The organism is Microbacterium sp. MMO-56, assembly GCF_037146215.1.
GTDB lineage: Bacteria > Actinomycetota > Actinomycetes > Actinomycetales > Microbacteriaceae > Microbacterium.
Genome location: NZ_JBBCVW010000002.1, coordinates 92,634 through 116,726, shown reverse-complemented (window position 1 = coordinate 116,726; position 24,093 = coordinate 92,634). Strand labels below are relative to the sequence as shown.

The window sequence follows — 24,093 nt, the reverse complement described above, 5'->3', positions numbered from 1 at the left end:
CCCGCCGGGGCTCCCCAGTGCCCCGCCGCGGGTGGAGCGTCCCCCCAACGCCCACTCCCCGCGGGCCGGACGGCCCCCCGACCGCCCGACCCATCCTTTTCCAGCCGTCAGACCTTGAACCCCTGGTGACGCTGGAACAGCTTGAACGACATGAACACCGTCTGCAGCACGGTGACCACGCCCACGACCGGCCATCCGACCCAGAGGATTGCCGACTGCGTCACCGGACTGAGCAGAGTCCAGATCGCAGCGAGCGCGGCGGCGACCACGACGAGCATGATGAACGGGACCCAGTGCCCGATGCTGCCGCCACCTCGTTCGGCCTTCGCCTGCATGGCCCAGTTGTCGACCTTCTTGCGGGAGAGGAATCTCGTCCACGACCGCAGGAAGTGACTGATCCGGATCCACATGAAGATCTCCGCGGGGAACATCAGGCAGGCGAAGAGGAGATCGCGCGTGTCGCACGCCTCCATCGCCCGCGCCACGCGGATGTTCAGCAGCACCGCGACGGCCGGCGGGATGAGCCACCACGCCGAGAACACGAAGGCGCCGATCGACAGCGAGGCGATGAGCAGGGTCAGGAATGCGACGCGCACGAACAGGTTCGTCAGCATCGACAGGTTCTCGAACCAGCGCAGCCGCAGGTTCGGGTGGAAGGGCTGACCCTTCGTGTCTCCGCGCTGGCCGGGCCACATGAGCTCGATCGCCCCGTAGGTCCACTTCACCTGCTGGGCGTCGTAGCCCTTCAGCGTCGTCATCCCGCCGACGTCGGCACGGGCGAACGGGCTGATCTTCGTGAGGTATCCGGCGCTCTTGATCTGGAGCGACAAGAGGGAGTCCTCGACCTCGCTGTCCTTGACCCACGGCGAGTTCTGGTGGTTCGCCTTCATCACGTCTCGCAGCGCCGTCGTGGAGAAGATGGAGAACTGCCCGCCGAGGACGGCCATGTTGCGCCCGCGCAGGAGGTTCTGCAGGTTGAAGGCCGCGAACTGCGTGCGCTGGCCCGCGATGAGGAACTTGGCGATGACGCCCTGGATCGGCTTGTCGTCGATCGAGTAGATCGCCGAGATGCCGCCGATGCGCGAGTCCGACACCGCCTCGCTCTCCAGGAACTCGACCGCGCGGCGCTCGGCGATCGTGTCCCCGTCGACGCCGAGGAGGTAGTCGTAGCCCTCCACGAGGGCGTAGCCGTAGTTCAGGGCGCCGACCTTCTTGTCGGGGTTCTTCCCGATGTCGTGGACGAACACCTCGGTGAACTGCTCGCCGAGCTCGGTCGTGATCTCGTGCGGACCGCTGAACTCCGAGGCGATCTTGACGGTGGCGTCCGACGTGTTGTTGACGACGACGTGGATCACGTCGGGCACGCGGCTCTGTCCGAGGAGCGAACGCAGCACATCGGCGATCGACTCCTCCTCGTTGTACGCGGGCACGACGCACCCGATGGTCGAGCGGTGGACCGTCGTGTGCTCGAGCACCGAGGAGAAGTCGTCGTAGTCGGGGATGCCGAACTCGACGGGCTGCAGCGCTGCGTCGTGGGCCTCGGATGCGTAGGGTCTCGCCCCACCGCCGGTGCCGCCGATGCCCGCCGCGCCGGGGGGCATGCCCGCTGCCGCCGGCCCGGCCGCGGGTGCGGCGGGGTGCAGCGGGTCGGCCGCGGGCCGTCCGGAGTCGAAGGGGGTGTTCACGCTGGGTCCTTGGGGTGGGGGTGACAGGGGGTGCAGTCAGACTAGCCAGTCGGCGCGTCGGGAGTGAAGATCGCGACGGGGAGAACCTGGTAGACGGTCTGCTGGGCGAAGCTCGAGTCGGTGTCGGCGGTCCCCTCGACCCACACCTGGAGCGCGAACTGCAGAGTGATGCCGTACGTGTCGGCGGGGAGCTGATGGATGGTCGTCGACGGGACGAGCAGACCGCCCTGATAGCTGTTCAGGAGAAGCCCCCGGTCGGAGCGCAGAGTATCCGTCGGCACGAGCGTGCGCGGATCGGCAGAGAACTGGAACGGCGCCGTCAGCTGCTGCGCTCCGACCGAGGACTGGGAGACCTGCGAGGTGATGTTCACCAGCGACAGGTACACGCGACGCTTCTGCGTCAGCACCGCCTTCTCATCGACGCGGTGGTCGTAGACGTTCACCGCGAACCCGAAGGTCTTGTCGTTGCCCGGTGCCCACTCCAGCGTGCGCTTCGGGTCTGCCGCCCACACGTCCAGACGGACCTCGAGGCCGTCGGCCACCTCCGAAGACAGCGAGACGGACCCGTCGTAGGTGAAGGACGAGTCGAACGGCTTGCTGGGGCCGGCAGTCGACGCCGGCGGCGTCGGAGTGGCGACGACGTTCTGCTGAAGCCCGTTGAACGCGTTCGCGACCTGGGAGCAGCCCGTCAGCGCACCGATCACGACGAGGCCGGTCGCGGCGGCGGCGGCCACTCGGAGGGAGCGGGAGGAGGAAGGCATGACCTCATGCTGACAGTGCCGACCGCCCGATTCGCACGACTTCAGGGAATCTCGACGTCGTCTTTACACGATCTTGAGGTTCGGGGCGTTCAGGGCGCCCATCGATGCGGGAACGGGGTCATCCGGCCGGTGCGACGGCGATCGTGAGGGTGTCGGTCGCCGTCTGCTTCGCGTATTCGCTCGACGTCGGCGTCGTCTGCACGAGGAAGTCGTAGACGAACTCGACCGTCATGTACGTCGATTCCGCCGGCACGGTGCCGATGTTGAACGAGTTCGAGTAGCTGTAGGGGTCGAGGACGAGGTACCCGGGCGACACGGTGGACTGGTCGACCTGCGGGTCCAGCGGGGCGAACGCCGAGCTCGCGTTCGCCGGGATCGCCGTCATCGTCGCGCGCTGCAGGAAGACCTTCTGACCGTCATTGGGCGTCACGGTCGTGACCATCGAGACGCTGAGCGGCTTCACCGCGTCGGCCGTCCACCGATCCATGCGCAGCGTCGACCAGTAGTTGACGGTCGCGGTGACGGCTCCCGCCGTGAGCGTGCGCTGCGTCGACCCGCCCGACAGGTCGTTCGACACGGGCGTCGGGACGGCCGTGGGGGACGACGACGGGGACGGAGTGGTCGCGCCGGCATCCCACGGGGCCGGGCCGCAGGCGGTCAGCAGTGCGGCGCACAGTGTCAAGGTGGTGGCCCCGAGGGCCATGCGGATGCCGCGCTCTCGCACCACGATCCCTTTCCGTCTGGCGTATCGACGGGTCCCGTGCGGGCACGGGACGCATCGAGCGGGGTGTTCCGTGCACCGCATCGGTCGACGAGGAGCACGCACGTCCACGATAGCGGTGACAGCGGTGCGCGACCGGCATCCCGGGGGTGCCGACGGACGCTCAGGCGACGGCGACGGCGACGGCCTTCGGGCTCGCCGTCACGAGGATCGGCAGGTGATCGCTGCGGCCCTGCGGAAGCGTCGTGATGGTGTCGATGTCGAACCCGACGCTCGTCGCGAAGTCGTAGTGCCCGCGGAACACCTTGTACCGCGTGTACGTGCGGGAGTCGCTGAGGCTCAGCTCGTATCCGGCGTCGCGCACCCTCTGGCCGAGGTTCTCCTTGAACACCGGATAGTTGTAGTCGCCGACCATGAGGATGGGCAGCTGGTCGCCGAGCATCGACAGCTCGTCCAGGGCGGCGGTGATCTGCTTGCGACGCAGCGAGTTCAGCGCCGTGAGCGGCGCCGCGTGGAAGCTCGCGACGATGATCTCGCGCCCCAGGTCGATGTCGCGCAGCCGGACTGCCAGCATCCGCTCTTCGGCGGGCTTGAGCACGCGGTCGTGCAGCGACTTCTTCAGGGCGAGTGTGCGCGCCTCCAGCGGGACGAAGGTGTTGCGCCGGAGGTAGACGGCGAGCCCCAGGCGGTTGTTCGCGGTCGCCTCGACGAGGTGCAGCCCGGAGATCTCGTGCGGGAGGCTCTCGGTCACGGCTTCCTGCAGGCACAGGATGTCGGCGTCGGTCGACTCGACCAGCGCATCCAGCTCACCGACGGCCTTGTGCTTGTTGAGGTTGTAGGAGATGACCTTCATCGTGGCGCCAGCATAGTGCGGATGCCGTGGCGTACCCCGTGAGGACGCCCAGGCGTGCCCGAGAGTTCCCGTGCCGTTCGCCCGGGTCTCAGTCGGCGTCCAGCGAGCGCCGTGCGCGGGTCTGCTCCGCGCGCGCCGCGAGGAGCGCGGCGGCGGGGTAGCCCACCTCGGTGAGAGTCAGTCCGCGCGCGGCGAGGACCTTCGTGTCGCTCGTGCGCACGCCCCCGTCGCGGATCGCCACGACGTCCGCGGGATCCATCCGCCCCTCCCCCACGGCGACGCAGGCGCCCACGAGTGCCCGCACCATGCTGTGGCAGAACGCATCGGCCTTGACCTCGGCGACGAGGACCCCGTCCGCGTCGCGTCGCCAGCCGAACTCCAGGAGCGTGCGGATGGTCGTCGCGCCCTCGCGCCATTTGCAGTAGGCGGCGAAGTCGTGGAGACCGATGAGCGAGCGGGCGGCGGCGTCCATCGCCGCCGCGTCCAGGTGCGCGGCGACCGTCGTCGTACGTGCGCGCTCGAAGGGGTCGTAGGGGACGTCGAGGTCGGCGACCCGGTACGCGTAACGGCGCCAGACCGCCGAGAAGCGTGCGTCGAACCCGGCGGGTGCCTCGGCGCTGCGGTGCACGACCACGTCGGGGTACGGGCCGAGCACGCCCCTCAGCCGCGCGGCGAGCGCCTCGGCGCGCGGCCTGTCGCCCTGCTGCGGGGATCGCACCTTCTCGAGACGCTCACGCTGCGCGTCGGTGAGGTCGAGATGGGCCACCTGACCCGACGCGTGCACACCGGCATCCGTGCGTCCGGCGACGACGAGCTGCGGCGATCCGCCGAGGATCCGCCCGAGCGCCGCCTCGAGCGTGCCCTGCACGGTGCGCAGGCCCGGCTGGCGCGCCCACCCGCGGAAGTCGGTGCCGTCGTAGGAGATGTCGAGGCGCAGACGCACCGGCTCAGTCCAGCCGCGCGTCGATCTCGTCGCGTGTGGGCGGGTTCGCCCCCGCGCGCGAGACGGTGATCCCCGCCATGACGGCGGCGCGGCGCAGAGCGCGCGCGAACGCCTCGGCGTCCTCGAACACCGCGGGGTCGTCGAGCGCGCTCGAGACGAGGCTCGCCATGTACGCGTCGCCCGCACCGATCGTGTCGACGACGGAGACGGACAGGGGACGGACGGCGACCACTCCCCCCGGCCCGCGACCGATCGCGCCGTCCGCGCCGCGGGTCATGACGACCAGACGCGGGCCGTAGCCGGCGATGCGCTCGAGCACCCCCTCCGCGTCGATGCCGGGGTACAGCCACGCGGCGTCCTCATCGCTCAGCTTGACCAGGTCGGCGGACGCGGCAGCGTCCGCGAACCGCGCGAGCGCGGCCTCGCGGTCGCCGACGAGGGCGGGACGGATGTTGGGGTCGACGCTCACGAGCACCTCGCCCGCCGCAGCCCGCAGCGTCTCCAGGACCGCGGCGCCGCCGGGCTCGAGGAAGAGCGCGATCGACCCGGTGTGCACGGCCCGCAGCCCCGCGGGCGGCGAGACCGGCACGTCCCACGCGATCGCGAACTCGTACTCGGCCGAGCCGTCGGCCCGCAGGCGCGCCCGCGCCGTCGAGGTCGGCTCGTCGGCCCAGGACCGCTCGTCCACCCCGACACCCGACGTGTGGACATGCGCGGCGATCCGCGTCCCCCGGTCATCGCGCCCGAGTCGGGTCAGCAGACGCACGGCGTGCCCCTGCCGCGCGAGTCCGACCGCGACGTTGGCGGGGCTCCCTCCGACCAGTTCTCGATCCCCGTCCGGGGTCTCGACGATATCGATCAGCGCCTCGCCGATCACCAGCACCTCTGCATCCATACTCCAGTCCTACCCGACGCGGACGCCCTCGACCTAGTCGGCGGTCCGCACGCACAGCAGGGGTCCGTACACTGGGATGCTGCCCGGGGTGACCGCCTCCCCCATGGATCCCCGCCCACCGATCGCCGGCACCCGCACCTCATGACTCCGACTCCCGCGCCCCGTTTCGCCGGGCTCGACGGCCTGCGCGCCGTCGCCGTCCTCCTCGTCGTGCTCTGCCACCTCTTCCCGGGCGGGTTCCTGCACTCCGGGTTCGTCGGCGTCGACGTGTTCTTCGTGATCTCCGGGTTCCTCATCACCGCGCTGCTGCTGCGCGAGCGCGCCTCGACCGGCCGCATCGCCCTGCGCGCGTTCTGGGTGCGACGCGCCCGGCGTCTCGTTCCCGCGCTCGTCGCGATGGTCGTGACGTGCGCGAGCATCGCGTGGCTGATCGGCGGCGATCTGCTCCTGGGGCTCGGGCGGCAGGTGCTGGGTGCGATGACGTTCTCGTACAACTGGCTGTCGATCTCCGCGGGCGCCTCGTACTTCACCGCGAGTCGGCCGGAGCTGTTCCGCAACCTCTGGTCGCTCGCCGTCGAGGAGCAGTTCTACGTCCTGTGGCCGCTGCTGCTCCCCCTGCTGCTCCTCGTCCGCGGACGCGCGCTGCGCGTCGCGATCGCCGTCGCCGCGGCGGCGGCATCGGCGCTGTGGGCCCTCGCCCAGGCGGCGGGACCGGTCGTCGACGCGACCGGCGCCCTCGCGGGCGACCCCACGCGGGCCTACTACGGCACCGACACGCACGCGTTCGGACTCCTCCTCGGAGTGGCGCTGGCGTTCGCCCTGTCGGGTCGCATCGGCGCACCGGTCACCGACGGTCTCGCCGGACCCGCGGGCGCCGCCGGTCCCGTCACCCGGCCGATCCGTGCCGGGCTGCTCGCCGGTGCCGGCGTCGCGGCGGGGGCGGGACTCGTCGTCGTCGCGTCGTGGCCGTCCGGTGCCGGGGCCTTCCCCCTGGTCTCGGTCCTCGCGTCGATCTGCACGGTCGTCCTCATCGCCGTCGCCGTGCGTCCCGGATCCGCGCTCGGCCCCGGCCTCGACATCGCCCCGCTGCGCTGGATCGGCGAGCGCTCGTACGCGATCTACCTCTGGCACTGGCCCCTGGTCGTCCTGCTGACGACAGCGCTCACGGGGCGGTTCGCCGAGGCCGCCATCCCGGTGCCGATCGGGCTCACGGCCTTCGTCGCGACTCTGCTGGCCGCGACGGTCTCCTATCGCCTCGTCGAGCAGCCCGTGCGGCGCCTCGGGTTCGGCGGCGCCCTGCGCGCGCTGCGCGCCCGGTTCGCGTCGAGCCCCGTCTCCCGGCTGCGGGCGCTGACGGCGATCGCCGCGGTGGCGGTACTGGTCGGCGGCACGGGGGCCGCGGTCACCGCGACCCCGCGCATGAGCTCGAGCGAGGCCGTCGTCCAGGCCGGTGCCGACGCCCTCGCGCGCGCCGCCGCCTCGACGGCGGGGACGACCCCCGCGCCGCTCGCCACGGCGACGCCATCCGTCTCCCCCACCGAGCCGAGCGACGATCCGGCCGCACGCCCCCGGCCACCGGCGCCGTCGACCGTGTCCGGCGAGCGCATCAGCGCGGTCGGCGACTCGGTGATGCTCGCCTCTGCCGAGGGGCTCCTCACCGCCCGCCCGGGCATCCAGATCGACGCCGCGGTGTCGAGATCCATGTGGGCGGGAGGCGACATCGTCCAGACCCTCGCCGCGCAGGGCGCCCTGCGCGAGTACGTCGTCGTCGGACTCGGCACGAACGGGCCGGTCGAGGACGACGAGCTGCAGACGGTCTACGACGCGATCGGACCCGACCGGCACCTCGTCCTGGTGAACGCCTTCGCCCCGCGCGACTGGATCCCGGGGGTGAACGCGACGCTCGCCTCGTTCGCCACCTCGCACCCCCGCGTGGTCGTCGCCGACTGGGCGCAGGCGATCGCGCCGCACCTCGATCTGCTCGCGGGCGACGAGATCCATCCCGGCCCCACCGGAGGCGCCCTGTACGCCGAGACGGTCACGGCCGCCGTCGACACGATCGAGAACCAGCAGACGCAGGCGCGCTATCAGGTGGACCTGATCCGCTGGGAGACGCTGCGCGCCTTCGACCGGCTCCCGACGGGAGGCTAGACCCGCGCCGATCCGGCCGGTCCGGCCCGCTCGTCCTCAGACGTGCAGCACGAAGGCGACCGAGCGCTCCGTCGCGCGGAAGCCCAGCCCCTCGTAGAGCGTGTTCGCCCCGGTCGGGCTCGCCGTGTCGACGTCGAGGACAGCCCGCTCGAGGCCGGCCTCGGCGATCGCCGCCAGGGCTCCGGCGATCACCGCGGGCGCGACGCCGCGACGGCGGGAGCCTCGGACGACGCCGATGAGGTCGATGTACGCGCTGGACGCGCCCATCGCGGCCCAGTCGTCCTCGTTGACCGACGCCAGGCAGAACCCGAGGACGCTGCCGTCGGGGCCGACGGCGAGCCTCGACAGGTCGGGGCGGAAGAACGCGCCTCCGACGAACTGCGCCCAGGTCTGCGGATGCGAGGGCTGGCTGCCCCAGTGATCGCGGAAGGCGTCGTTGCGCGCCACGCGCACGTCGTCGTCGCGGTCCCGGGAGTAGGCGACCACCCGCGCGCCGTCGGGTGCGGCCACCACGGGGGCGGCGACGGACATGTCGCGCTCCATCGTCGTGAACCAGCGCTCCGGCGTGAAGCCGGCACGCTCGACGATCGCCGCCTGATCGGGATTGCTCTCCTCCGCGTACGACTTGATCTCCGCGGTCCACGCACCGTCCGGTGGGGTCGGCAGGCCGGTCGCCACAGCCTCGGCGAGCGCCTGCAGAGCGCGCTCCCGCTGCCAGCCGACGAGGGCGGTCCCGATGCCGCGACGACGCCAGCGCGGATGCACCGCACCGCCCAGGTTGACGACGAGGGTGCCCTCGCGCGCCGGGTGCAGGAACGCGGAGCCGACCGCGCCGACGGTGCCGTCGCCGTCCACCGCGAGCATCGTGTCGCGCGCGTGGTCGATGAAGGGCAGATCGAAGGTGTCGGCGATCTCCTCGCGCGGCGTCAGCCACGTCGAGTGGTCGACCGCGTCGGCTGCGGCGATGACGGCGTGCATCCCGTCGAGGTCGTCCGGGGTGGCCGTCCGCCACCGGATGCCCGCGGGCGGGTCCGCGGGCATCGGTGCGGCGTCGGGGAGGGCGGCCGCGGTCGGGGCGCGCAGCGCCGCGATCCTGTCGATCAGGGTGTTCTCGCTCACCCGGTCACCCTATCCGGCGCGGGTGGGACCGGTCGCGCGGGGGCGTCGCGCGGCGTCAGGACCGGGCGGTGCGCACGAGCATCTTGCCGGTGTTGGCTCCGCGCATCATGTCCAGGAAGGCGTCGACCGTGTGCTCGATGCCGTCGACGACCGTCTCGTCGTAGACGATCTCGCCGGCGCCGAACCACTCGGCCATGCGGGCGTTGAACTCGGGGGCGAGGTCGAGGTGCGCGGCGAGGGTGAACCCGCGCAGCGTCAGCGACCGGGTGACGATGTTGGCCATGTTGTCGGGGCCGGCGGGGCGCTCGGTGCGGTTGTAGCCGGTGATCGCTCCGCACAGGGCGATGCGTCCGCCGGTGTTCATGACGTCGAGGGCCGCCTCGAGGTGGTCTCCCCCGACGTTGTCGAAGTACACGTCGACGCCCTCGGGGGCGAGAGCTGCGAGCTGCTCGCGCACGGGCCCGTCCTTGTAGTCGAACGCCGCGTCGTAGCCGTACTTCTCCGTCAGCAGGGCGACCTTCTCGGGGGTGCCGGCCGATCCGATGATGCGCTTCGCGCCGAGCAGGCGCGCGATCTGTCCGACCGCCGTCCCGACGGCGCCGGCCGCTCCCGAGACGAAGACGGTGTCGCCCTCGCGCAGGCCCGCGATCCGGGTGAGACCGACGTAGGCGGTCAGGCCCGTCATCCCGAGGACGTGCAGGTACAGCGACAGCGGCACTCCGGGGAGCTCCGGAACGGACCGGAACGTGTCGGCATCCGCCTGCACGATGTCGGACCAGCCGTGCTGGTGCAGCACGACGGCGCCCACCGGGAGGGCGTCGCTCGCGGAGGCGACGACGCGGCCGATCGCGCCGCCGGTGATGCGCTCGCCGAGCGCGAAGGGCGGGACGTAGCTGCGCACGTCGTTCATCCGGCCGCGCATGTAGGGGTCGACCGAGACGAACTCGTTCGCCACCCGCACCTCGCCGTCCTGGAGCGGGCCGTACTCGACGCGCGCGACGGTGAAGTCCTCGGGGGTGGGCCATCCGTTCGGGCGCGAGGCGAGCCGGATCTGGGTGCTGGTGGCGGTCATGACGAACGGGTCCTTCTGTCGGGTCGGGAGGGGTGGTCGGGTCGGGAGCGGTCGGTTCGGGAGGGCGGCGTCGTCAGAGCACGACGGCGATGAGCAGCAGGATCACTCCGAGAAGCGGCAGGGTGCCCTGCGTCAGGGCCGCGGAGCGCTTGGACGGGTCGGAGAGGAGCAGCACGAGGGCGGCCGCGGCCATGGATCCGATCCCCGCGAAGACCAGGGCGGTGCCGGCGGCGGACGCTCCGGCGAGCAGCAGCACGATGCCCACGACGGTGACCAGCGCGAGGAAGAGGTTGTAGAAGCCCTGGTTGAAGGCCATCTGCTTGGTCGCCTCGGCCTCGTCGGCGCTGAGGCCGAACGTGCCGCGGGTCTTCGGCGAGGTCCAGGTCACGGACTCCATCACGAAGATGTAGACGTGCAGCAGCGCGGCGAGCGCGGCGACGATCGTGGCGGCGATGATCATGGGTCTTCCCTCCGGAGGGCTTTCGAAATGAACTGACCGTTCCACTATAACAGGATAGTAGAATGATCGGTACATAAAGCCGGCGGCCGGAAGGAGACGACGTGGGACGTGCGCAGGGATTCGACACCGACACCGTCGTCCGCGCTGCCCGTCGCGTGTTCTGGGAGCACGGCTACGAGCGCACCGGCATCGCCGACCTCGAGGCGGCGACGGGGCTGCGCCGCTCGAGCCTGTACCACGCGTTCGGCAACAAGAGCGGCCTGTTCGACGCCGTGATCGACAGTTACCTCACCGAGGTCATCCGCCCGCGTCTGCGCCCGCTGCAGGCGGAGGTCGTCCCGCCGTCCGCGCTGGTCGACTACCTCGCGGGGCTTCGGGCGGCGATGGCGCAGAACACGGCGATCTCGAGCTACGGATGCCTCCTCGTGAGCGCCGCCGCGGCGCCGGTCGTCGAGGACGACACCGTGCGCGCGGCGATCGTCTCCTACCACCGCGAGCTGTCGACCGCGTTCCGCCGCGGGCTGCTCGCCGCCGATCCGGACGCCTCGGAGGAGGCCGTGGATCGGTCGGTGCTCACCATCACGTCCCTCGTCGTCGCCGCGTTCGGACTCGCCCGGGCCGACCACGCGGCGGCCGTCGCGAACCTCGACGCGGCGCTCGCCATCGCCGGCACCGCCGGACGCGCCCCTTCCGATGTCTGAGCGCTGAGCCCGCCCGGGGGCCTGAGCGGCGGGCGAGTCGGAGCGCCGGGGGGGGTCCGGGCGCCGGGCGCATCCGCTCAGCAGCGAGCGCGCAGCCAGTCCGCGGCGGCGTCGAGCACCGTCGCCGGTGACGACGCATGGGTGATGTCGGGCGCGATCGGGCCGTCGTAGACCGTGCCGCCCCGATCGACGTAGAACGCGACCGACAGCGCGATGCGTGCACCGTCGGGGAGGTCGAACACGTCGTTCGCCGTCGTCAGGCCGGCCGTCGGCTCGCCGACCCTGACGGTGTCCGCCTGCCCGGCGAAGGCCACCACGACCGTCTCCGCGGCGCTGGCGGCGAGAGGGCCCGTCACGACGGCGACCGGCTGGTCGATCGAGAAGCCGGCCGCGGCGGTGCCGTCGTCGATGCCCGCCGGGGGCACCACGGCGCCGTTCTCGACGTCTATCCACGAGGTGCGCCCGTCCCGGTACTGGAATCCGAGGACGTGGCCGTCCCGGAGGAGCGGGCCGACGGAAGAGAGCATCGGATAGGCGTTACCCCCGCGGTTCGTCCGCAGATCGACGATCCATCCGCACGTAGTCGCCGGCGCCGCCGACCGCACGGCGGCGACCCCGGCATCCTGGTAGCGATCGATCGCCTCCTGCTCCTGGCCGTTGAACGAGGGCAGCGTGACGGTGCTGATCCCCGCCGTCGTCGAGACGGAGGGGACCGGGAACGTAGCCTCCGGCGCCGCCGCCCGTGCCATCGCCACGACCGCCGCGGGATCGATGAGGAAGGCGTGATCGCCTCCCGCGACCCGGCCGAGCTCCCCGATGCCGGCGTACGTCTCGGGGATGCTGTCCTTGGCGTACAGCTCGGGCCGCATCCGGTCGACCGCCTCCGCCCACTCCGGAGTGTCCGCGTAGAGCCCCTGGTCGAGGATCTCGACCGAGCGGTCGACGTAGTCGCGCACGGGGTCCGCCGAGCATCCCGCCAGCATCAGCACCGCACCCACTGCAGCCGCCGCGCCGGCCCCGCCACGCCTCCACCGCACGCCCCTGAGCCTACGTCGTGCCCGTCGCGCACACATGGCGCATCCCGCCCACCCGCGGAAACGTGGCGCAAGCTGACGCTTCAGCGCCCGCATGGCGACGGGTTGCGACACGGATGCAGGACAGGCCTAGCCCAATACGGCGGTGACGGCTGCGGCGGCCACGTTCACCGAGCTCGCCGGGCCCACTATGGTGCCGTAGACGATGCCCCAGACGTTGCCGTCGAACGCGTAGCCGAGGTACATGCCGATGCCGTCGGGGATCTCCGTGGAGAACATGACGATGTCACCGCGTGTGGTGCGCTCGTACTCGTCGGACGCGTCGAGCTCGGACACGAGCTCCGACGCCGACGTCGCATCGACGTCGAGGACGATGATGTGGAAGCCGCCGTCCGAGTTGGGGATGGAATAGCCGCATTCGACCGCACCGGTGGCGGTTGCGAAGGTCTCGCGTGCCGACGGCCCCAGCACGGACGGAGCCTCCGCCGCATCGCGGGGGTAGGGGCCTTCCGGCCGGTCGTCACCCAGCGCGGCATGAACCTGCTCGAGGCTGAGGAGATCTGCGCACTCAGGGAGCACGATGCGCTCCGCCGTGCGCGACGACTCCGGTGTCGGCGTCGGAGACGTGGTTGGAGAGGTGGTCGCTGGCGATCCGCCGCCCGGGGCCGGAGAGGTGGAGGAGACGGTGCCAGGGGACTGCGCCGCGCATCCGCACAGAGTGACGAGCAGTGCCGCGAGAACGGCGATCCGGGCACGACGAGAGGACATGCGTCCACTGTATCGACGGACGCGGTGCCCCTCCCGCGGACGCGCGTCGCGCGACGGATCATCGGGGAGGGACCGGTCGAGCCGTTCTGGAAAGCGGAGTCCGACCAAGGAAGATATGGCGGAGACGGAGGGATTTGAACCCTCGGTCCCCGTAAGGGGACTCCACCTTAGCAGGGTGGTGCACTAGGCCTGACTATGCGACGTCTCCAGGCATCCGGCCGCGCCGCGGCGCGAATGCACCCCGCAATCATAACCGGTCCGAGAGCAGCATCCGAACCGCCTCAGCAGGTCATTGCTCGGCGACGGTACAGGTGACCTGCTTCGCCGTCTGGCCGGGCACCGTGCTCGGCAGCTGGACCGCGTCCGCGGGGGGATCGGTGGCCGGCGGCGCGGAGGCGTCCGGGTTCGCGGAGTCGGTCGGCGCCGGGCTCTGGGCGGGGGCCTCGGCCTCGCCGACGACCTCCGTGCTGTGGCCGTCGCTGGTGGTCCCGCTGAGCAGCAGCGGCTGGTTGGCGGCCAGGGCCTGGAAGAGGATGTCGGCGTCGTCGGTCAGCGGCAGGACGCGGGACCCGTCATCGGCGTATGCGGTGGGGTACTGGACGAAGACGATGTCCTCGTAGGGGACGCTGCGCACCGCCATCGCGATCTGCACCATCCGCTGCGGGTTGGACAGCGACGAGCTCAGCACGAGCTGTCCGCTGGTCACCTGACGCACGGCGGTGGAGGCGAGGTTGAGCAGCGTCGCGGGATTGCCGAGCACGCCGTCCGACTGGAGCTTGCGCACCATCGAGCTCATGAACTGCTGCTGGTTCGAGATGCGGCCGAGGTCCGATCCGTCGCCGATGCCGTGCCGGATGCGCAGGAACTGGAGCGCCTGGGCGCCCTGGAGCGTGTGCGTGCCGGCGGTCAGGTTGAGTCCGGTGTGCGAGTCGCTGATGTCGCCGGAGACGCAGACGTCGACCCCGCCGATGGCGTCGGACATGTTGATGACGCCGGTCCAGCGGATCGCGGCCGCGAACTGGATGTCGACGCCCGTCAGCTGCTTGATGGTGAGGACGGTGCACTGGAGCCCGCCGTACATGTACGACACGTTGAGCATCTGCTGGCTCATCGAGGAGTACTGGGTGCCGTCCTCTCCCGTGCACGCGGGGATCGGCACGAGCATGTCGCGCGGGAACGAGACGACCGTCACCCGCCGCGGCTCGTCGGAGATGTGCACGAGCATCGTGACGTCGTTGCGCTCCCCCTCGGTGTCCTTGTTCTGGCACGCGCCGGACAGGGCCTCGTTGGGCCCCTCGCACGAATCGGTGCCCACGAGCAGCATGTTGACGCCGCCCTCGATCTCGCCGATCGACGGCGGGAGCGCGGCATCGTCGCCGCCGATGGAGACGCCGGCGGCCTCGACGGCGCGCGCCGAATCCCACACCGTGAAGGCACCGATCGCTCCGACGCTCAGGACGACGACACCGACGATCGCGCCGAGGACCGTGAGGACCTGCAGGAACGGGTTCGGCGAGCGGAGGATGCCGTGCCGCGCGACGGGAACCCGTCGCGACCGGTCGGTGCGTGCGCTCACAGACGTCCTTTCACAGGGCGGGGCGGGACGCCTCGCCGTCACAGCGGAGGGTGTGGGATTCGAACCCACGGGACATTGCTGCCCACTGGTTTTCAAGACCAGGTCCATCGGCCGCTCGGACAACCCTCCCGGCGGCGACTCCTGCGAGCAGGGGGCACCGTCGAACAGGCGACGAGTCTAGTCGAGAGACGCCCTCATCTTGCCGCGTGCGCCTGAGCGCGCCCTGAAAGGCGCGCCCGGATCGACCGACGCGGCGGCGCTCAGAGGTCCCGGAGGATGTCGGCGACGCCGCCGGCGTGGACGGATGCCGTCACCTCGCCCGCTGCACTGCGCACCTCGTCCGGCCCCTGGGCCATCGCGATCGCCCGGCCGCCGTGCTCGAGCGCCCAGCGGAACATGCCGACGTCGTTGCGGCCGTCGCCCATGACGAGCACGCGCGTCGGCTCGACATCGAGCCAGGTGCGCACGCGCTCGAGCGCGGTGGACTTGTCGACGCCCTGCGGCGCGATGTCCAGCCAGGCCGACCAGCCGACCGCGTACGAGACCTTGTTGAGCCCGATGCGGGCGACCAGCTCGACGAAGTCCTGGTCGGTCTCGTCCGGAGCCACGACCACGACGCGGCACACCGGCTGCGCGACGAGATCCTCGAACCCGACCCGACGCGCGTGCGCGAGGTTCCAGTCGTCGAGCTGCTCGGTGTACAGCCGCTCGCCGTCGGCGAGCTCGACCATGTACTTCGCGTGCGGAAGGTGCTCGCGCAGCAGCCCGACCACCTCGGTCGGGTCGAACGTCTCCACGTGGAAGCGCTCGTACACGCTCTCCTCGGCGAGGTCGCCGCCGACCCGCCGCATGATGACGGCACCGTTCGAGCACACCGCGTACTCCGGCGCGAGGGCGAGGACGTGCTGGATGCCGCGCGTCCCCTCCCACGACCGTCCGGTCGCGAGCATCACCTCGTGCCCTGCCCGGTGCGCGTGCGCGATCGCGTCGACCACCCCGGGGCTCAGGGTCTCGTCCTCCAGCAGGACCGTCCCGTCGACGTCGAGCGCGATGAGCAGCCGCTCGGTCTCGACCGCCGGGTTCTCGGCATCCTCCGCGAGGTCCTCGACTAGGTGCGCGGCCTCGACCGGCCGCACGACCTCGATCGACCCCGACGCGGGCAGCCGCTCCTCGCCGCTCATGCGATCGGCTCCGCCACCTCGAGCCCGCCGAGGAACGGACGCAGCACCTCGGGGATGACGACCGAGCCGTCCGCGCGCTGATGGGTCTCCAGGAGTGCCACGATCCACCGGGTGGTGGCCAGGGTGCCGTTGAGCGTCGCGACGGGCGTCGTCTTCGCGGCCACGCCGCCGCCGTCCACGGCCGGGCGGTAGCGGATGTCCAGGCGGCGCGCCTGGTACGTGGTGCAGTTGGAGGTCGAGGTCAGCTCGCGGTACGCGCCCTGCGTGGGGACCCACGCCTCCACGTCGTACTTGCGCGCGGCCGACGATCCCAGGTCTCCCGCGGCGACGTCGATCACGCGGTACGCGAGACCGAGGTCCTGCAGCATCCGCTCCTGCAGGGCGACGAGGCGCTCGTGCTCGGCCTCGGCATCCTCGGGCGTCGTGAACACGAACATCTCGAGCTTGTTGAACTGGTGCACGCGGATGATGCCGCGGGTGTCCTTGCCGTAGGAGCCGGCTTCGCTGCGGTAGCACGTCGACCAGCCCGCGTAGCGCCGGGCGCCGGCGGAGAGGTCGAGGATCTCGTCCATGTGGTAGCCGGCGAGGGGCACCTCGCTCGTGCCGACGAGATAGAGGTCCTGCTCCTCGAGGCGGTACACCTCGTCGGCGTGCTTGCCGAGGAAGCCGGTGCCGCGCATCACCTCGGGCCGCACGAGGGTCGGCGGGATGACCGGGGTGAACCCGGCCTCGACGGCGCGCTGCAGCCCGAGCGACATGAGCGCGTGCTCGAGGAGCGCCCCGATGCCGGTGAGGAAGTAGAAGCGCGAGCCCGACACCTTGCTGCCGCGCTCCATGTCGATCGCCCCGAGCTTCTCGCCGAGCGCGAGATGGTCGAGCGGCTCGAAGTCGAAGGACGGCGGCTCGCCGTGCGTGCGGAGCGTGACGAAATCCGCCTCGCCCCCGGCGGGGACCCCGTCGACGACGATGTTCTCGATGCGCGAGAGGGCGTCCTCCGCCGCTTCCTCCGCCTCGGCGACCGCCTGCTGCGCGCGCTTGACCCGCTCGCTCAGCTCCTTGGCCTGGGCGACGAGCGCGGCCTTCTCGTCCTTCGGCGCCTGCGCCACGGTCTTGCCGTGCGCGTTCTGAGCCGCGCGCAGCTCCTCGAACGAGGTGATCGCCGCGCGTCGCGCGCGGTCGGCCTCGAGGGCCGCGTCGACGGTGTCGGGCGACTCGCCGCGCGCCGCCTGCGAGCGCTTGACGAGGTCCGGGTCATCACGGAGGAGAGCGAGATCGATCACCAGGTCAGTCTAGGCTTTGGCTCATGACCGACGGTCCCGTCACTCCCCGTCGCGCCGCCCTCGTCTACAACCCGACGAAGGTGGACGCCGAGGCCCTCCGCGCCCTCGTGTCGGGCAGCTCCGAGTGCGCGGGGTGGGACGCCCCCCTCTTCTACGAGACGACGGTCGACGACCTCGGCGACGGGGTCGCGCGCGAGGCGCTGGATGCCGGCGCGTCGGCCGTGCTGGTCGCGGGCGGCGACGGGACCGTGCGAGCGGTCAGCGAGGCGATGGCCGGATCCGGGGTTCCGCTCACGATCGTGCCGAGCGGGACGGGGAACCTCCTCGCCCGGAACCTCGGTCTGCCGCTGGGCGACCCGGCGGCGATGGTCGCCGCCGCCTTCGACGGCGACGTCCGCGCGATCGACATCGGCTACGCGAAGCTCGTGCGCCCGGACGGCGACCCCGAGGAGTACGCGTTCGTCGTCATGGGCGGCATGGGACTGGACGCCGCGATGATCGCCAACACGAACGGCGACCTCAAGAAGAGGGTCGGCTGGGTGGCGTACGTCGACGGCGCCGCGCGCTCCCTCGTGAACGCGAAGCCGTTCCCGATCATGTACCAGGTGGCCGGGCACCGGATGCACCGGGCGACCGTGCAGAGCGTCCTGTTCGCCAACTGCGGGTCGCTCCCCGCCGGGCTGGAGCTCATCCCGGAGGCATCCGTGTCCGACGGCGACCTCGACATCGTCATCTTTCAGCCCAAGAATCCCATCGGCTGGCTCGCCGTCTGGCGACGCGTCGCGTGGGACAACAGCGTGCTGCGCCGCTTCCGCGCGGGCCGCCGCTTCCTGCGGCTGCGGACGAAGGACAACTCGGTGCGGTACGCACGCGGCGCCGGCATCGAGCTGGCCGCCTCCGGCCCGCAGCCGGTGCAGCTCGACGGCGACGAGTTCGGCGAGGCGACCGCGGCGAGCGTGCGCATCCACGCCGGAGGGCTGGAGCTCGCCGTGCCCCGCGGGCACACGTCGTCGAACCTGTAGCGCCGGGCGGGCGGGTCGGGGGCGGGCTGTCCTCGGGGCGCGCTGCCCTCGGGGTGCGCTGCCCACGGGGCGCGCTGTCCTCGGGGCGCGCTGTCAAGGGCTCCCTCCGCGATCGCCGCGACGGGCACGATGGGGGGATGCCGGCCTCGCCCTCCCTCGTCTGGTTCCGCGACGATCTGCGGCTGAGCGACCATCCCGCTCTCCGCGCCGCCGTCGACCGTGGCGAACCGGTGATCGGCGTCTACGTCCTCGATGAGAGCTCGCCGGGCATCCGTCCGCTCGGCGGGGCCGCGCGGTGGTGGCTGCATCACAGCCTGGCCGAACTCGGCGATCGGCTGCGTGAGAAGGGGTCGGCCCTCGTGCTGCGGCGCGGAGCCGCGGCGGACGTCCTGCCCGCGCTCGTGCGCGAGTCGGGGGCGGGTGCGGTCTTCTGGAACCGCCGGTACGGCGGGCCCGAGCGGGAGGTGGACGCCGGTCTCAAGACCGCGCTGAGAGGTGAGGGGGTGGACGTCGCCTCGTTCGCCGCATCCGTCCTGTTCGAACCGTGGACGGTGCGCACCGGCGCGGGTACGCCGTACGGGGTGTTCACGCCCTTCTGGAACGCCTGCCGGCAGCTGCCGGCGCCGCGCGCGCCGCTGCCCGAGCCACGGGAGATCCCCGGCCCGCCGCGCTCCGCGAGGCATCCGGAATCCGACGACCTCGCCGAGTGGGCGCTGCTGCCCACGACACCGGACTGGGCGGGCGGGCTGCGGGAGCGGTGGACGCCCGGCCAGACGGCGGCGAAGACGCAGCTGCGCACATTCCTCGCCGAGGATGCGGCGGACTACGACCGCGCGCGCGACGAGCCCGCCGGCGGGACGACCTCGCAGCTGTCGCCCCGGCTGCGATGGGGCGAGCTCAGCCCGCACGAGGTGTGGCACGCCGCCGTGTCGTCGGATGCTCCCGTGGGCGGCTTCCTCTCGGAGCTCGGCTGGCGGGAGTTCGCCTGGCACACGCTGTACCACTTCCCGGATCTGGCCACGAAGAACCTCCGCTCCGCGTTCGACGCCTTCCCCTGGCCGCGCCTGCGCCCGGCGATGCTGCGCGCCTGGCAGCGCGGCGAGACCGGCATCCCCCTCGTCGACGCGGGGATGCGGGAACTGTGGACGTCGGGGTTCATGCACAACCGGGTGCGGATGGTGACGGCATCCTTCCTCGTCAAGAACCTGCTCGTCGACTGGCGGGTGGGCGAGCAGTGGTTCTGGGACACCCTCGTCGACGCCGACGCGGCGAGCAATCCGTTCAACTGGCAGTGGGTCGCCGGCTCCGGAGCCGATGCCGCCCCGTACTTCCGCATCTTCAACCCGGAGCTGCAGGCGAAGAAGTTCGACCCGGACGGCCGCTACGTCGCGCAGTGGGCGCCGGATGCCGCGGAGCGGACCCCCGTCGTAGACCTGGGCGAGACGCGCAAGGCCGCCCTCGCCGCCTACGAGGCCGTCAAGCGCGCCCGCTGACGTCCGCCCCCCGCCCGCCCGTCGCCCGCCTCTCCCCTCGTCGAGTGTCCACGACGCGCGGGCCGCGGGCCCCGGCGCACCGCATGTCGTGGACACTCGGCGGGATTATGCGGGCGCTCGACAGGGCGAGGGAGGGACGGCGGCGGACCTGGCTGTTCCGCCACGGTCCCCTCCCGCGCCCCTCGCCTACGCCCCTCCCGCGTCCCTCGCCTCGGCGAGTGTCCAGGACGCGCGGGCCGCGGACCCCGGCGCACCGCATGTCGTGGACACTCGGCGGGCGGCCGGAGCTCGGCGAGCGGCGGGCGGGCGGCGGGCGCTCGGCGGACCCGGCTGTCCCCTCGTCCCCCGACCCGACCCTCCCACCCGTCCCTCCCACCCGCGTCCAAGCCGTCACTCCCCACCCGTGTCCCCGCCGTCACTCCACCCGAGTCCCCGCCGTCCCTCCGACCCGCGTCCCACCGCGGTCCGGGCGCCGCCTCCCGCCCGACCCCACCTCCGCCGAGTGTCCACGACGCGCGGGATTCGGGTCGGGGCTTCCCGCGTGTTCTGGACACTCGGCAGGGGGGCGCGGGGGTGGGGGCGGGAATGGGGACGGGGCGGAGGGCGTTGGGGACGGGGATGACTCCTCCCGCGCTCTCCGTCCTGGATCTCGTTCCCGTCCGCACCGGGCAGACCAGTGCGCAGGCGATTGCCGCGTCGCTCTCCCTCGTGCAGAGCGCCGATGCGCTCGGCTACCGGCGCTACTGGTTCGCCGAGCACCACAACATGCCGGCGGTCGCCTCGACGACGCCGCCGGTGCTCGCCGCGGCCGCCGCCGCGCGCACGGCGCGCATCCGCGTGGGCTCCGGCGGCGTCATGCTGCCCAACCACTCCCCTCTCGTGGTCGCCGAGCAGTTCGCAGCCCTCGAGGCCGTCGCCCCCGGGCGGATCGACCTCGGCATCGGGCGGGCGCCGGGCAGCGATCCGGTCATCACGCAGCTGCTGCGGATGTCGGGCACGACGAGCGACGTCGACCGCTTCCCCGACCACATCCGAGACATCCTCGCCCTCACCTCGAGCGAGGGCGCGACGGTCCGCCTCACCGGCCGCCCGGACGGCGACGACCGCTACAGCGTGCACGCGACCCCGGCCGCGACGGCCTCGCCCGAGCTGTGGCTGCTCGGATCCTCGGACTACTCCGCCCAGCTCGCCGCCGCGTTCGGCCTGCCGTACGTGTTCGCGAACCACTTCTCCGGCGAGGGCCTCGACCGGGCGCTCGACCTGTACCGGCAGGGCTTCCAGCCGTCCGAGCTCCTCGACGCGCCGCGCACCTTCCTGACGGCCAACGCCGTCGTCGCGGACACCGTCGCCGAGGCGGAGGAGCGGATGCTCCCCCAGGCCCGGATGATGGCGCGCCTGCGTGGCGGTCGCCCGCTGACGGCCCTCGAGACCGTCGAGGAGGCCGCGACCGCGGAGGCGACCGACCGGCTCGCGGCCCCGATCGTAGATGCGCTGCGCCACCGCTGGTTCGTCGGCGAAGCCGCGGACGTGCGCGAGCGCCTCGCCGCGTTCGCCGCCGCCCACGGCGTCGAGGAGATCATGGTCTCCCCCGTCGCCGGCTCCTACGAGGGCGAGCCGATGGATGCCCCGACGGGCCGCACCCGCACCCTCGAGCTGCTCGCGGGCTGAGCACACCCCGGCCGGACCGCACCCCGGCCCGGAGCGCACCCCGACCCAGACCGGGCGCGGCTCAGGCCTCGGGCTCTCCCGAGATGAGTCCGCGAAGCCAATCGCGCGCCTCGACGAACACATCGTCGGCGTACCGCTCCGGGTAGTGCACGATCGCCCGGTCGGCGCGCGGATACGACCCGAGGAAGATCACCTTGGGGCTGAACCGGCGGAGGCCGAGGAGCGCATCCGCCATCCGCTCGTCCTGGACGTGGCCGTCCGCGTCGATGACGAAGCGATAGCGACCGAGCGCATCGCCGATGGGGCGCGAGGCGAGCAGCGACAGGTTGATGCCGCGCGTCGCGAACTGCTCCAGCAGCTCGAGCAGAGCGCCGGGATACTCCTCCGGCAGCTCGACGATGAGGGAGGTCTTGTCCGCCCCTGTGGGCGGGGGCGCCGCGACCGTGCGGCTGACCAGCACGAACCGCGTGACGGCATTCGGGTTGTCGCCGATGCCCTCGGCGAGCAGCTCGAGGTCGTAGTGGTCGAGGATGCCCGGGGGTGCGATCGCGGCATCCGCGTCGCTCACCCCGTCGACGATCCCGACGGCGGAGGCCACGTTGCTCGCGGCGGGCAGGTGCGCGTGCGCGGGGAGACGCTCGGACAGCCACCGGAGGCACTGGGCGTACGCGACCGGGTGGGCGGCGACGAGGGTGACCTCGTCGAGACGCACGCCGGGGCGCGCGACCAGCACGAAGTTCACGGGCACGAGGTACTCGCCCACGATCCGGAGCCCCGGCATCGTCGCCAGCGCGTCCTGGGCGGTCGAGACGCCGCCGTCGACGGAGTTCTCGATGGCGATCATCGCGGCATCCGAACGACCCTCCACGACATCGGAGAGCGCCTCGCCGACGTTGCGCACCGGGCGCCAGATCTGATCGCGGGCCTCGGGGACCTGACCGAGCGCCGCCTCCGTGAACGTGCCCGCCGGGCCGAGATAGCTGTAGGTGCGGCGAGTGGGGACGGCGGGCGCGGCGTCCGCGGCGGAGCCGCTCGCATCGCCGGACCGGTCGGGCGCGTCAATCACGCGCACCAGCCTAGTTGCGATGCCGGCGGGCGGCGGCGCGCGATGCGCTCGCCTCGGCCGGGCACCGGCGGGCACGGCCGGGCACGGGCGCGATCATCGAGGCCTCGTCCCGCTCCACGCTGCCCCGTACTGTGGGGAGCATGAACCGACGCCGCGCCACGACCGTCCTGACCCTCGTCTGCGCTGCCGCACTCACCGCGGGCCTCGCCGCCTGCGTGCCCGAGGGATCCCGCCCGGAACCGTCGACGAGCACGTCGGGAGCGGCCTCGGGCTCGGCGACGTCGGCCGCGCCGACGCCGTCCGGCACGGCGACGTCCGCCTCGCCCACGGTCGACGGCCGTGCGTGCCTGGCCGGCACCTGGACGATGGACCAGGCGGGGCTCGATCGGTTCTACGGGGACGTCAACGCCCTGACGGGCGGCGCGGGCGCCTCCTTCACCCCGTCGGGATCGGCGACCCTCGCACTGACCCCGGAGGGCGGGTTCACCTGGACGCCGGATACGCAGATCACCGCCGTCGCTTCGGGCACGACCATCCAGATCAGTCTCAGCGGCGACACGACCGGCACCTTCTCGGCCACCGCTGACCGCCTCACGACCGACACCCAGTCCACCGACGACCTCGTGGTCGTCGCGACGATCGGCGGCGTAGAGACCGATCCCGGCCCGATCGCCGAGCAGATCGCGGCCGCACCGATCACCGACGCCGGGTACACCTGCACGACCGACACGCTGACGCTGCAGACCCCGATCGCCGGCGGCACGGCGACCAGCATCCTCCACCGCTGACCGCGGACGGCGACGTCTCCCGAGGGCGCCGGAAACCGCGGCGGACGCCGCATCGGAACACCCACCGAATGCCACGCCGCAGCGGGCCGGGTTCACGGCTGGAGACCAGGAAAGACGCCCTACGCTGAGAGGATGCCCCGCCGCCTCGCATCGTTGTCCGTCGTCGCCGTCGCCGCAGCCCTCACCCTCACGCTGAGCGCCTGCACCGCCGAGACCGGAACGACCGAGGGCGGAGCCCGCCCGACGCCGAGCGACTCCGCATCCGCGACGGCGAGCCCGACGCCGACCGCCACCGCGACCTCGTCCGCCGACCCGACGCCGAGCCCCACGCCCACGACGGCGGCCTGCCTCGTGGGCACCTGGACGATGGGTCAGGAGGACCTCGTCGGCTACTACGACGACGTCAACCGGCTGATGTCCCGCTCGGGCGGCACCTTCCTGCCCGCAGGCAAGGCCACCCTGGAGCTGGGAGCGGATGGGACCTTCACCTGGACCCCGGACATCGCCGTCACGGGACAGGTCTCCGGGCAGACGATCGTCGTGTCCTTCAGCGGCGAGGTCACCGGCACCTACGACCAGGAGCGCAGCAGCCGCGGCGACCGCATCTGGACCCCGAACCAGTCCACCGAGGCGCTGCGGGTACTGGCCACCGCCGACAGCAAGCCCACCGACGCGGGCGCCCTGAGCCAGCAGATCGGCGCCGTGCCCATCGGCGACGCCCGGCTGTCCTGCTCCTCCGACACGCTGGTGCTCGTCTCCACCTTCTCGGACAGCACCGCGACCTCGGTCCTGCATCGCGAGTGAGGGCACCTTCGTCATCCGCGGTGCGAATGCCGCGGTGCGGTGACAGACTGAA

23 protein-coding genes and 2 tRNA genes are annotated in these 24,093 nt (G+C 72.1%); 7 read left to right on the top strand and 18 right to left on the bottom strand.

Going from position 1 to position 24,093, the window contains the following annotated elements; translation table 11 throughout:
* Positions 1-107 precede the first annotated feature (107 nt).
* From WFI00_RS02245 to WFI00_RS02220, 6 genes are all read right to left on the bottom strand, one after another.
* Complete coding sequence (locus tag WFI00_RS02245; protein ID WP_442928285.1) at positions 108-1,601, bottom strand: glycosyltransferase family 2 protein; 1,494 nt, start codon at positions 1,599-1,601, stop codon at positions 108-110.
* Between the two features lie 125 nt (positions 1,602-1,726).
* Positions 1,727-2,446, bottom strand: coding sequence for a fructose 1,6-bisphosphatase (locus WFI00_RS02240; protein WP_336630934.1), 720 nt, complete (start codon positions 2,444-2,446; stop codon positions 1,727-1,729).
* 118 nt (positions 2,447-2,564) lie between these two features.
* On the bottom strand, positions 2,565-3,173 hold the full coding sequence (locus WFI00_RS02235; protein WP_336630933.1) for a hypothetical protein: 609 nt from the start codon (positions 3,171-3,173) through the stop codon (positions 2,565-2,567).
* A 157-nt stretch (positions 3,174-3,330) separates the two neighbouring features.
* On the bottom strand, positions 3,331-4,020 hold the full coding sequence (locus WFI00_RS02230; protein WP_336630932.1) for an endonuclease/exonuclease/phosphatase family protein: 690 nt from the start codon (positions 4,018-4,020) through the stop codon (positions 3,331-3,333).
* Positions 4,021-4,108: 88 nt separating this feature from the next.
* A complete protein-coding gene (locus WFI00_RS02225; RefSeq protein ID WP_336630931.1) occupies positions 4,109-4,963 on the bottom strand; it encodes a tRNA pseudouridine synthase A in 855 nt (284 codons plus the stop codon).
* Positions 4,964-4,967: 4 nt separating this feature from the next.
* Positions 4,968-5,858, bottom strand: a complete 891-nt coding sequence (locus WFI00_RS02220; RefSeq protein WP_336630930.1) for a carbohydrate kinase family protein — start codon at positions 5,856-5,858, stop codon at positions 4,968-4,970.
* 141 nt (positions 5,859-5,999) lie between these two features.
* Here WFI00_RS02220 and WFI00_RS02215 point away from each other — a divergent pair, with 141 nt between their 5' ends.
* Entirely contained in the window at positions 6,000-8,009 is a 2,010-nt protein-coding gene (locus tag WFI00_RS02215) for an acyltransferase family protein (RefSeq protein ID WP_336630929.1), read from the top strand.
* Between the two features lie 36 nt (positions 8,010-8,045).
* Here WFI00_RS02215 and WFI00_RS02210 read toward each other — a convergent pair whose 3' ends face one another.
* The 3 genes from WFI00_RS02210 to WFI00_RS02200 all read right to left on the bottom strand — a co-directional run bounded on the left by WFI00_RS02210 (position 8,046) and on the right by WFI00_RS02200 (position 10,660).
* Entirely contained in the window at positions 8,046-9,128 is a 1,083-nt protein-coding gene (locus WFI00_RS02210) for a GNAT family N-acetyltransferase (protein WP_336630928.1), read from the bottom strand.
* Positions 9,129-9,183: 55 nt separating this feature from the next.
* Positions 9,184-10,200, bottom strand: a complete 1,017-nt coding sequence (locus WFI00_RS02205; RefSeq protein WP_336630927.1) for an NADP-dependent oxidoreductase — start codon at positions 10,198-10,200, stop codon at positions 9,184-9,186.
* Between the two features lie 73 nt (positions 10,201-10,273).
* The gene (locus tag WFI00_RS02200) at positions 10,274-10,660 is read right to left on the bottom strand and encodes a DUF1304 domain-containing protein (RefSeq protein ID WP_336630926.1); all 387 of its coding nucleotides are present in this window, start codon (positions 10,658-10,660) and stop codon (positions 10,274-10,276) included.
* A gap of 101 nt (positions 10,661-10,761) precedes the next feature.
* On the opposite strand from WFI00_RS02200, the gene WFI00_RS02195 reads away from it, so the two are divergent.
* A complete protein-coding gene (locus tag WFI00_RS02195) occupies positions 10,762-11,361 on the top strand; it encodes a TetR/AcrR family transcriptional regulator (protein ID WP_336630925.1) in 600 nt (199 codons plus the stop codon).
* Positions 11,362-11,438: 77 nt separating this feature from the next.
* On the opposite strand, the gene WFI00_RS02190 is transcribed toward WFI00_RS02195, so the two are convergent.
* From WFI00_RS02190 to serS, 8 genes are all read right to left on the bottom strand, one after another.
* Entirely contained in the window at positions 11,439-12,398 is a 960-nt protein-coding gene (locus tag WFI00_RS02190) for a S41 family peptidase (protein WP_336630924.1), read from the bottom strand.
* A gap of 126 nt (positions 12,399-12,524) precedes the next feature.
* The gene (locus WFI00_RS02185; RefSeq protein ID WP_336630923.1) at positions 12,525-12,974 is read right to left on the bottom strand and encodes a hypothetical protein; all 450 of its coding nucleotides are present in this window, start codon (positions 12,972-12,974) and stop codon (positions 12,525-12,527) included.
* A complete protein-coding gene (locus WFI00_RS02180) occupies positions 12,964-13,104 on the bottom strand; it encodes a hypothetical protein (RefSeq protein WP_336630922.1) in 141 nt (46 codons plus the stop codon). The genes WFI00_RS02185 and WFI00_RS02180 overlap by 11 nt, the downstream gene beginning before the upstream one ends.
* A 175-nt stretch (positions 13,105-13,279) precedes the next feature.
* Positions 13,280-13,371, bottom strand: a tRNA-Ser gene (locus tag WFI00_RS02175).
* A gap of 81 nt (positions 13,372-13,452) precedes the next feature.
* Complete coding sequence (locus WFI00_RS02170) at positions 13,453-14,739, bottom strand: LCP family protein (protein WP_336630921.1); 1,287 nt, start codon at positions 14,737-14,739, stop codon at positions 13,453-13,455.
* 44 nt (positions 14,740-14,783) lie between these two features.
* Positions 14,784-14,868 (bottom strand) — tRNA-Ser (locus tag WFI00_RS02165).
* A 131-nt stretch (positions 14,869-14,999) separates the two neighbouring features.
* A complete protein-coding gene (locus WFI00_RS02160) occupies positions 15,000-15,920 on the bottom strand; it encodes an HAD family hydrolase (RefSeq protein ID WP_336630920.1) in 921 nt (306 codons plus the stop codon).
* Positions 15,917-17,200, bottom strand: a complete 1,284-nt coding sequence (gene serS, locus WFI00_RS02155) for a serine--tRNA ligase (RefSeq protein WP_336630919.1) — start codon at positions 17,198-17,200, stop codon at positions 15,917-15,919. Before serS ends, WFI00_RS02160 begins: the two co-directional genes overlap by 4 nt.
* A gap of 23 nt (positions 17,201-17,223) precedes the next feature.
* Between serS and WFI00_RS02150 the strand changes: the two genes are divergently transcribed.
* The 3 genes from WFI00_RS02150 to WFI00_RS02140 all read left to right on the top strand — a co-directional run bounded on the left by WFI00_RS02150 (position 17,224) and on the right by WFI00_RS02140 (position 21,383).
* Positions 17,224-18,222 (top strand): diacylglycerol/lipid kinase family protein, encoded by a 999-nt coding sequence (locus tag WFI00_RS02150; protein ID WP_336630918.1) that lies wholly within the window; start codon positions 17,224-17,226, stop codon positions 18,220-18,222.
* Positions 18,223-18,359: 137 nt separating this feature from the next.
* Complete coding sequence (locus tag WFI00_RS02145) at positions 18,360-19,715, top strand: cryptochrome/photolyase family protein (protein WP_336630917.1); 1,356 nt, start codon at positions 18,360-18,362, stop codon at positions 19,713-19,715.
* A 618-nt stretch (positions 19,716-20,333) separates the two neighbouring features.
* A complete protein-coding gene (locus WFI00_RS02140; RefSeq protein ID WP_336630916.1) occupies positions 20,334-21,383 on the top strand; it encodes an LLM class flavin-dependent oxidoreductase in 1,050 nt (349 codons plus the stop codon).
* 61 nt (positions 21,384-21,444) lie between these two features.
* Here the strand turns inward: WFI00_RS02140 and pheA are convergent, their stop codons facing one another.
* Positions 21,445-22,446 carry a prephenate dehydratase gene (gene pheA, locus WFI00_RS02135; RefSeq protein ID WP_336631143.1) on the bottom strand — a complete coding sequence of 334 codons (1,002 nt, stop codon included), beginning with the start codon at positions 22,444-22,446 and terminating at the stop codon, positions 21,445-21,447.
* Positions 22,447-22,589: 143 nt separating this feature from the next.
* Between pheA and WFI00_RS02130 the strand changes: the two genes are divergently transcribed.
* Both WFI00_RS02130 and WFI00_RS02125 read left to right on the top strand, forming a co-directional pair.
* Positions 22,590-23,237, top strand: a complete 648-nt coding sequence (locus tag WFI00_RS02130) for a hypothetical protein (RefSeq protein ID WP_336630915.1) — start codon at positions 22,590-22,592, stop codon at positions 23,235-23,237.
* Positions 23,238-23,369: 132 nt separating this feature from the next.
* Entirely contained in the window at positions 23,370-24,041 is a 672-nt protein-coding gene (locus WFI00_RS02125) for a hypothetical protein (protein WP_336630914.1), read from the top strand.
* Positions 24,042-24,093 lie beyond the last annotated feature (52 nt).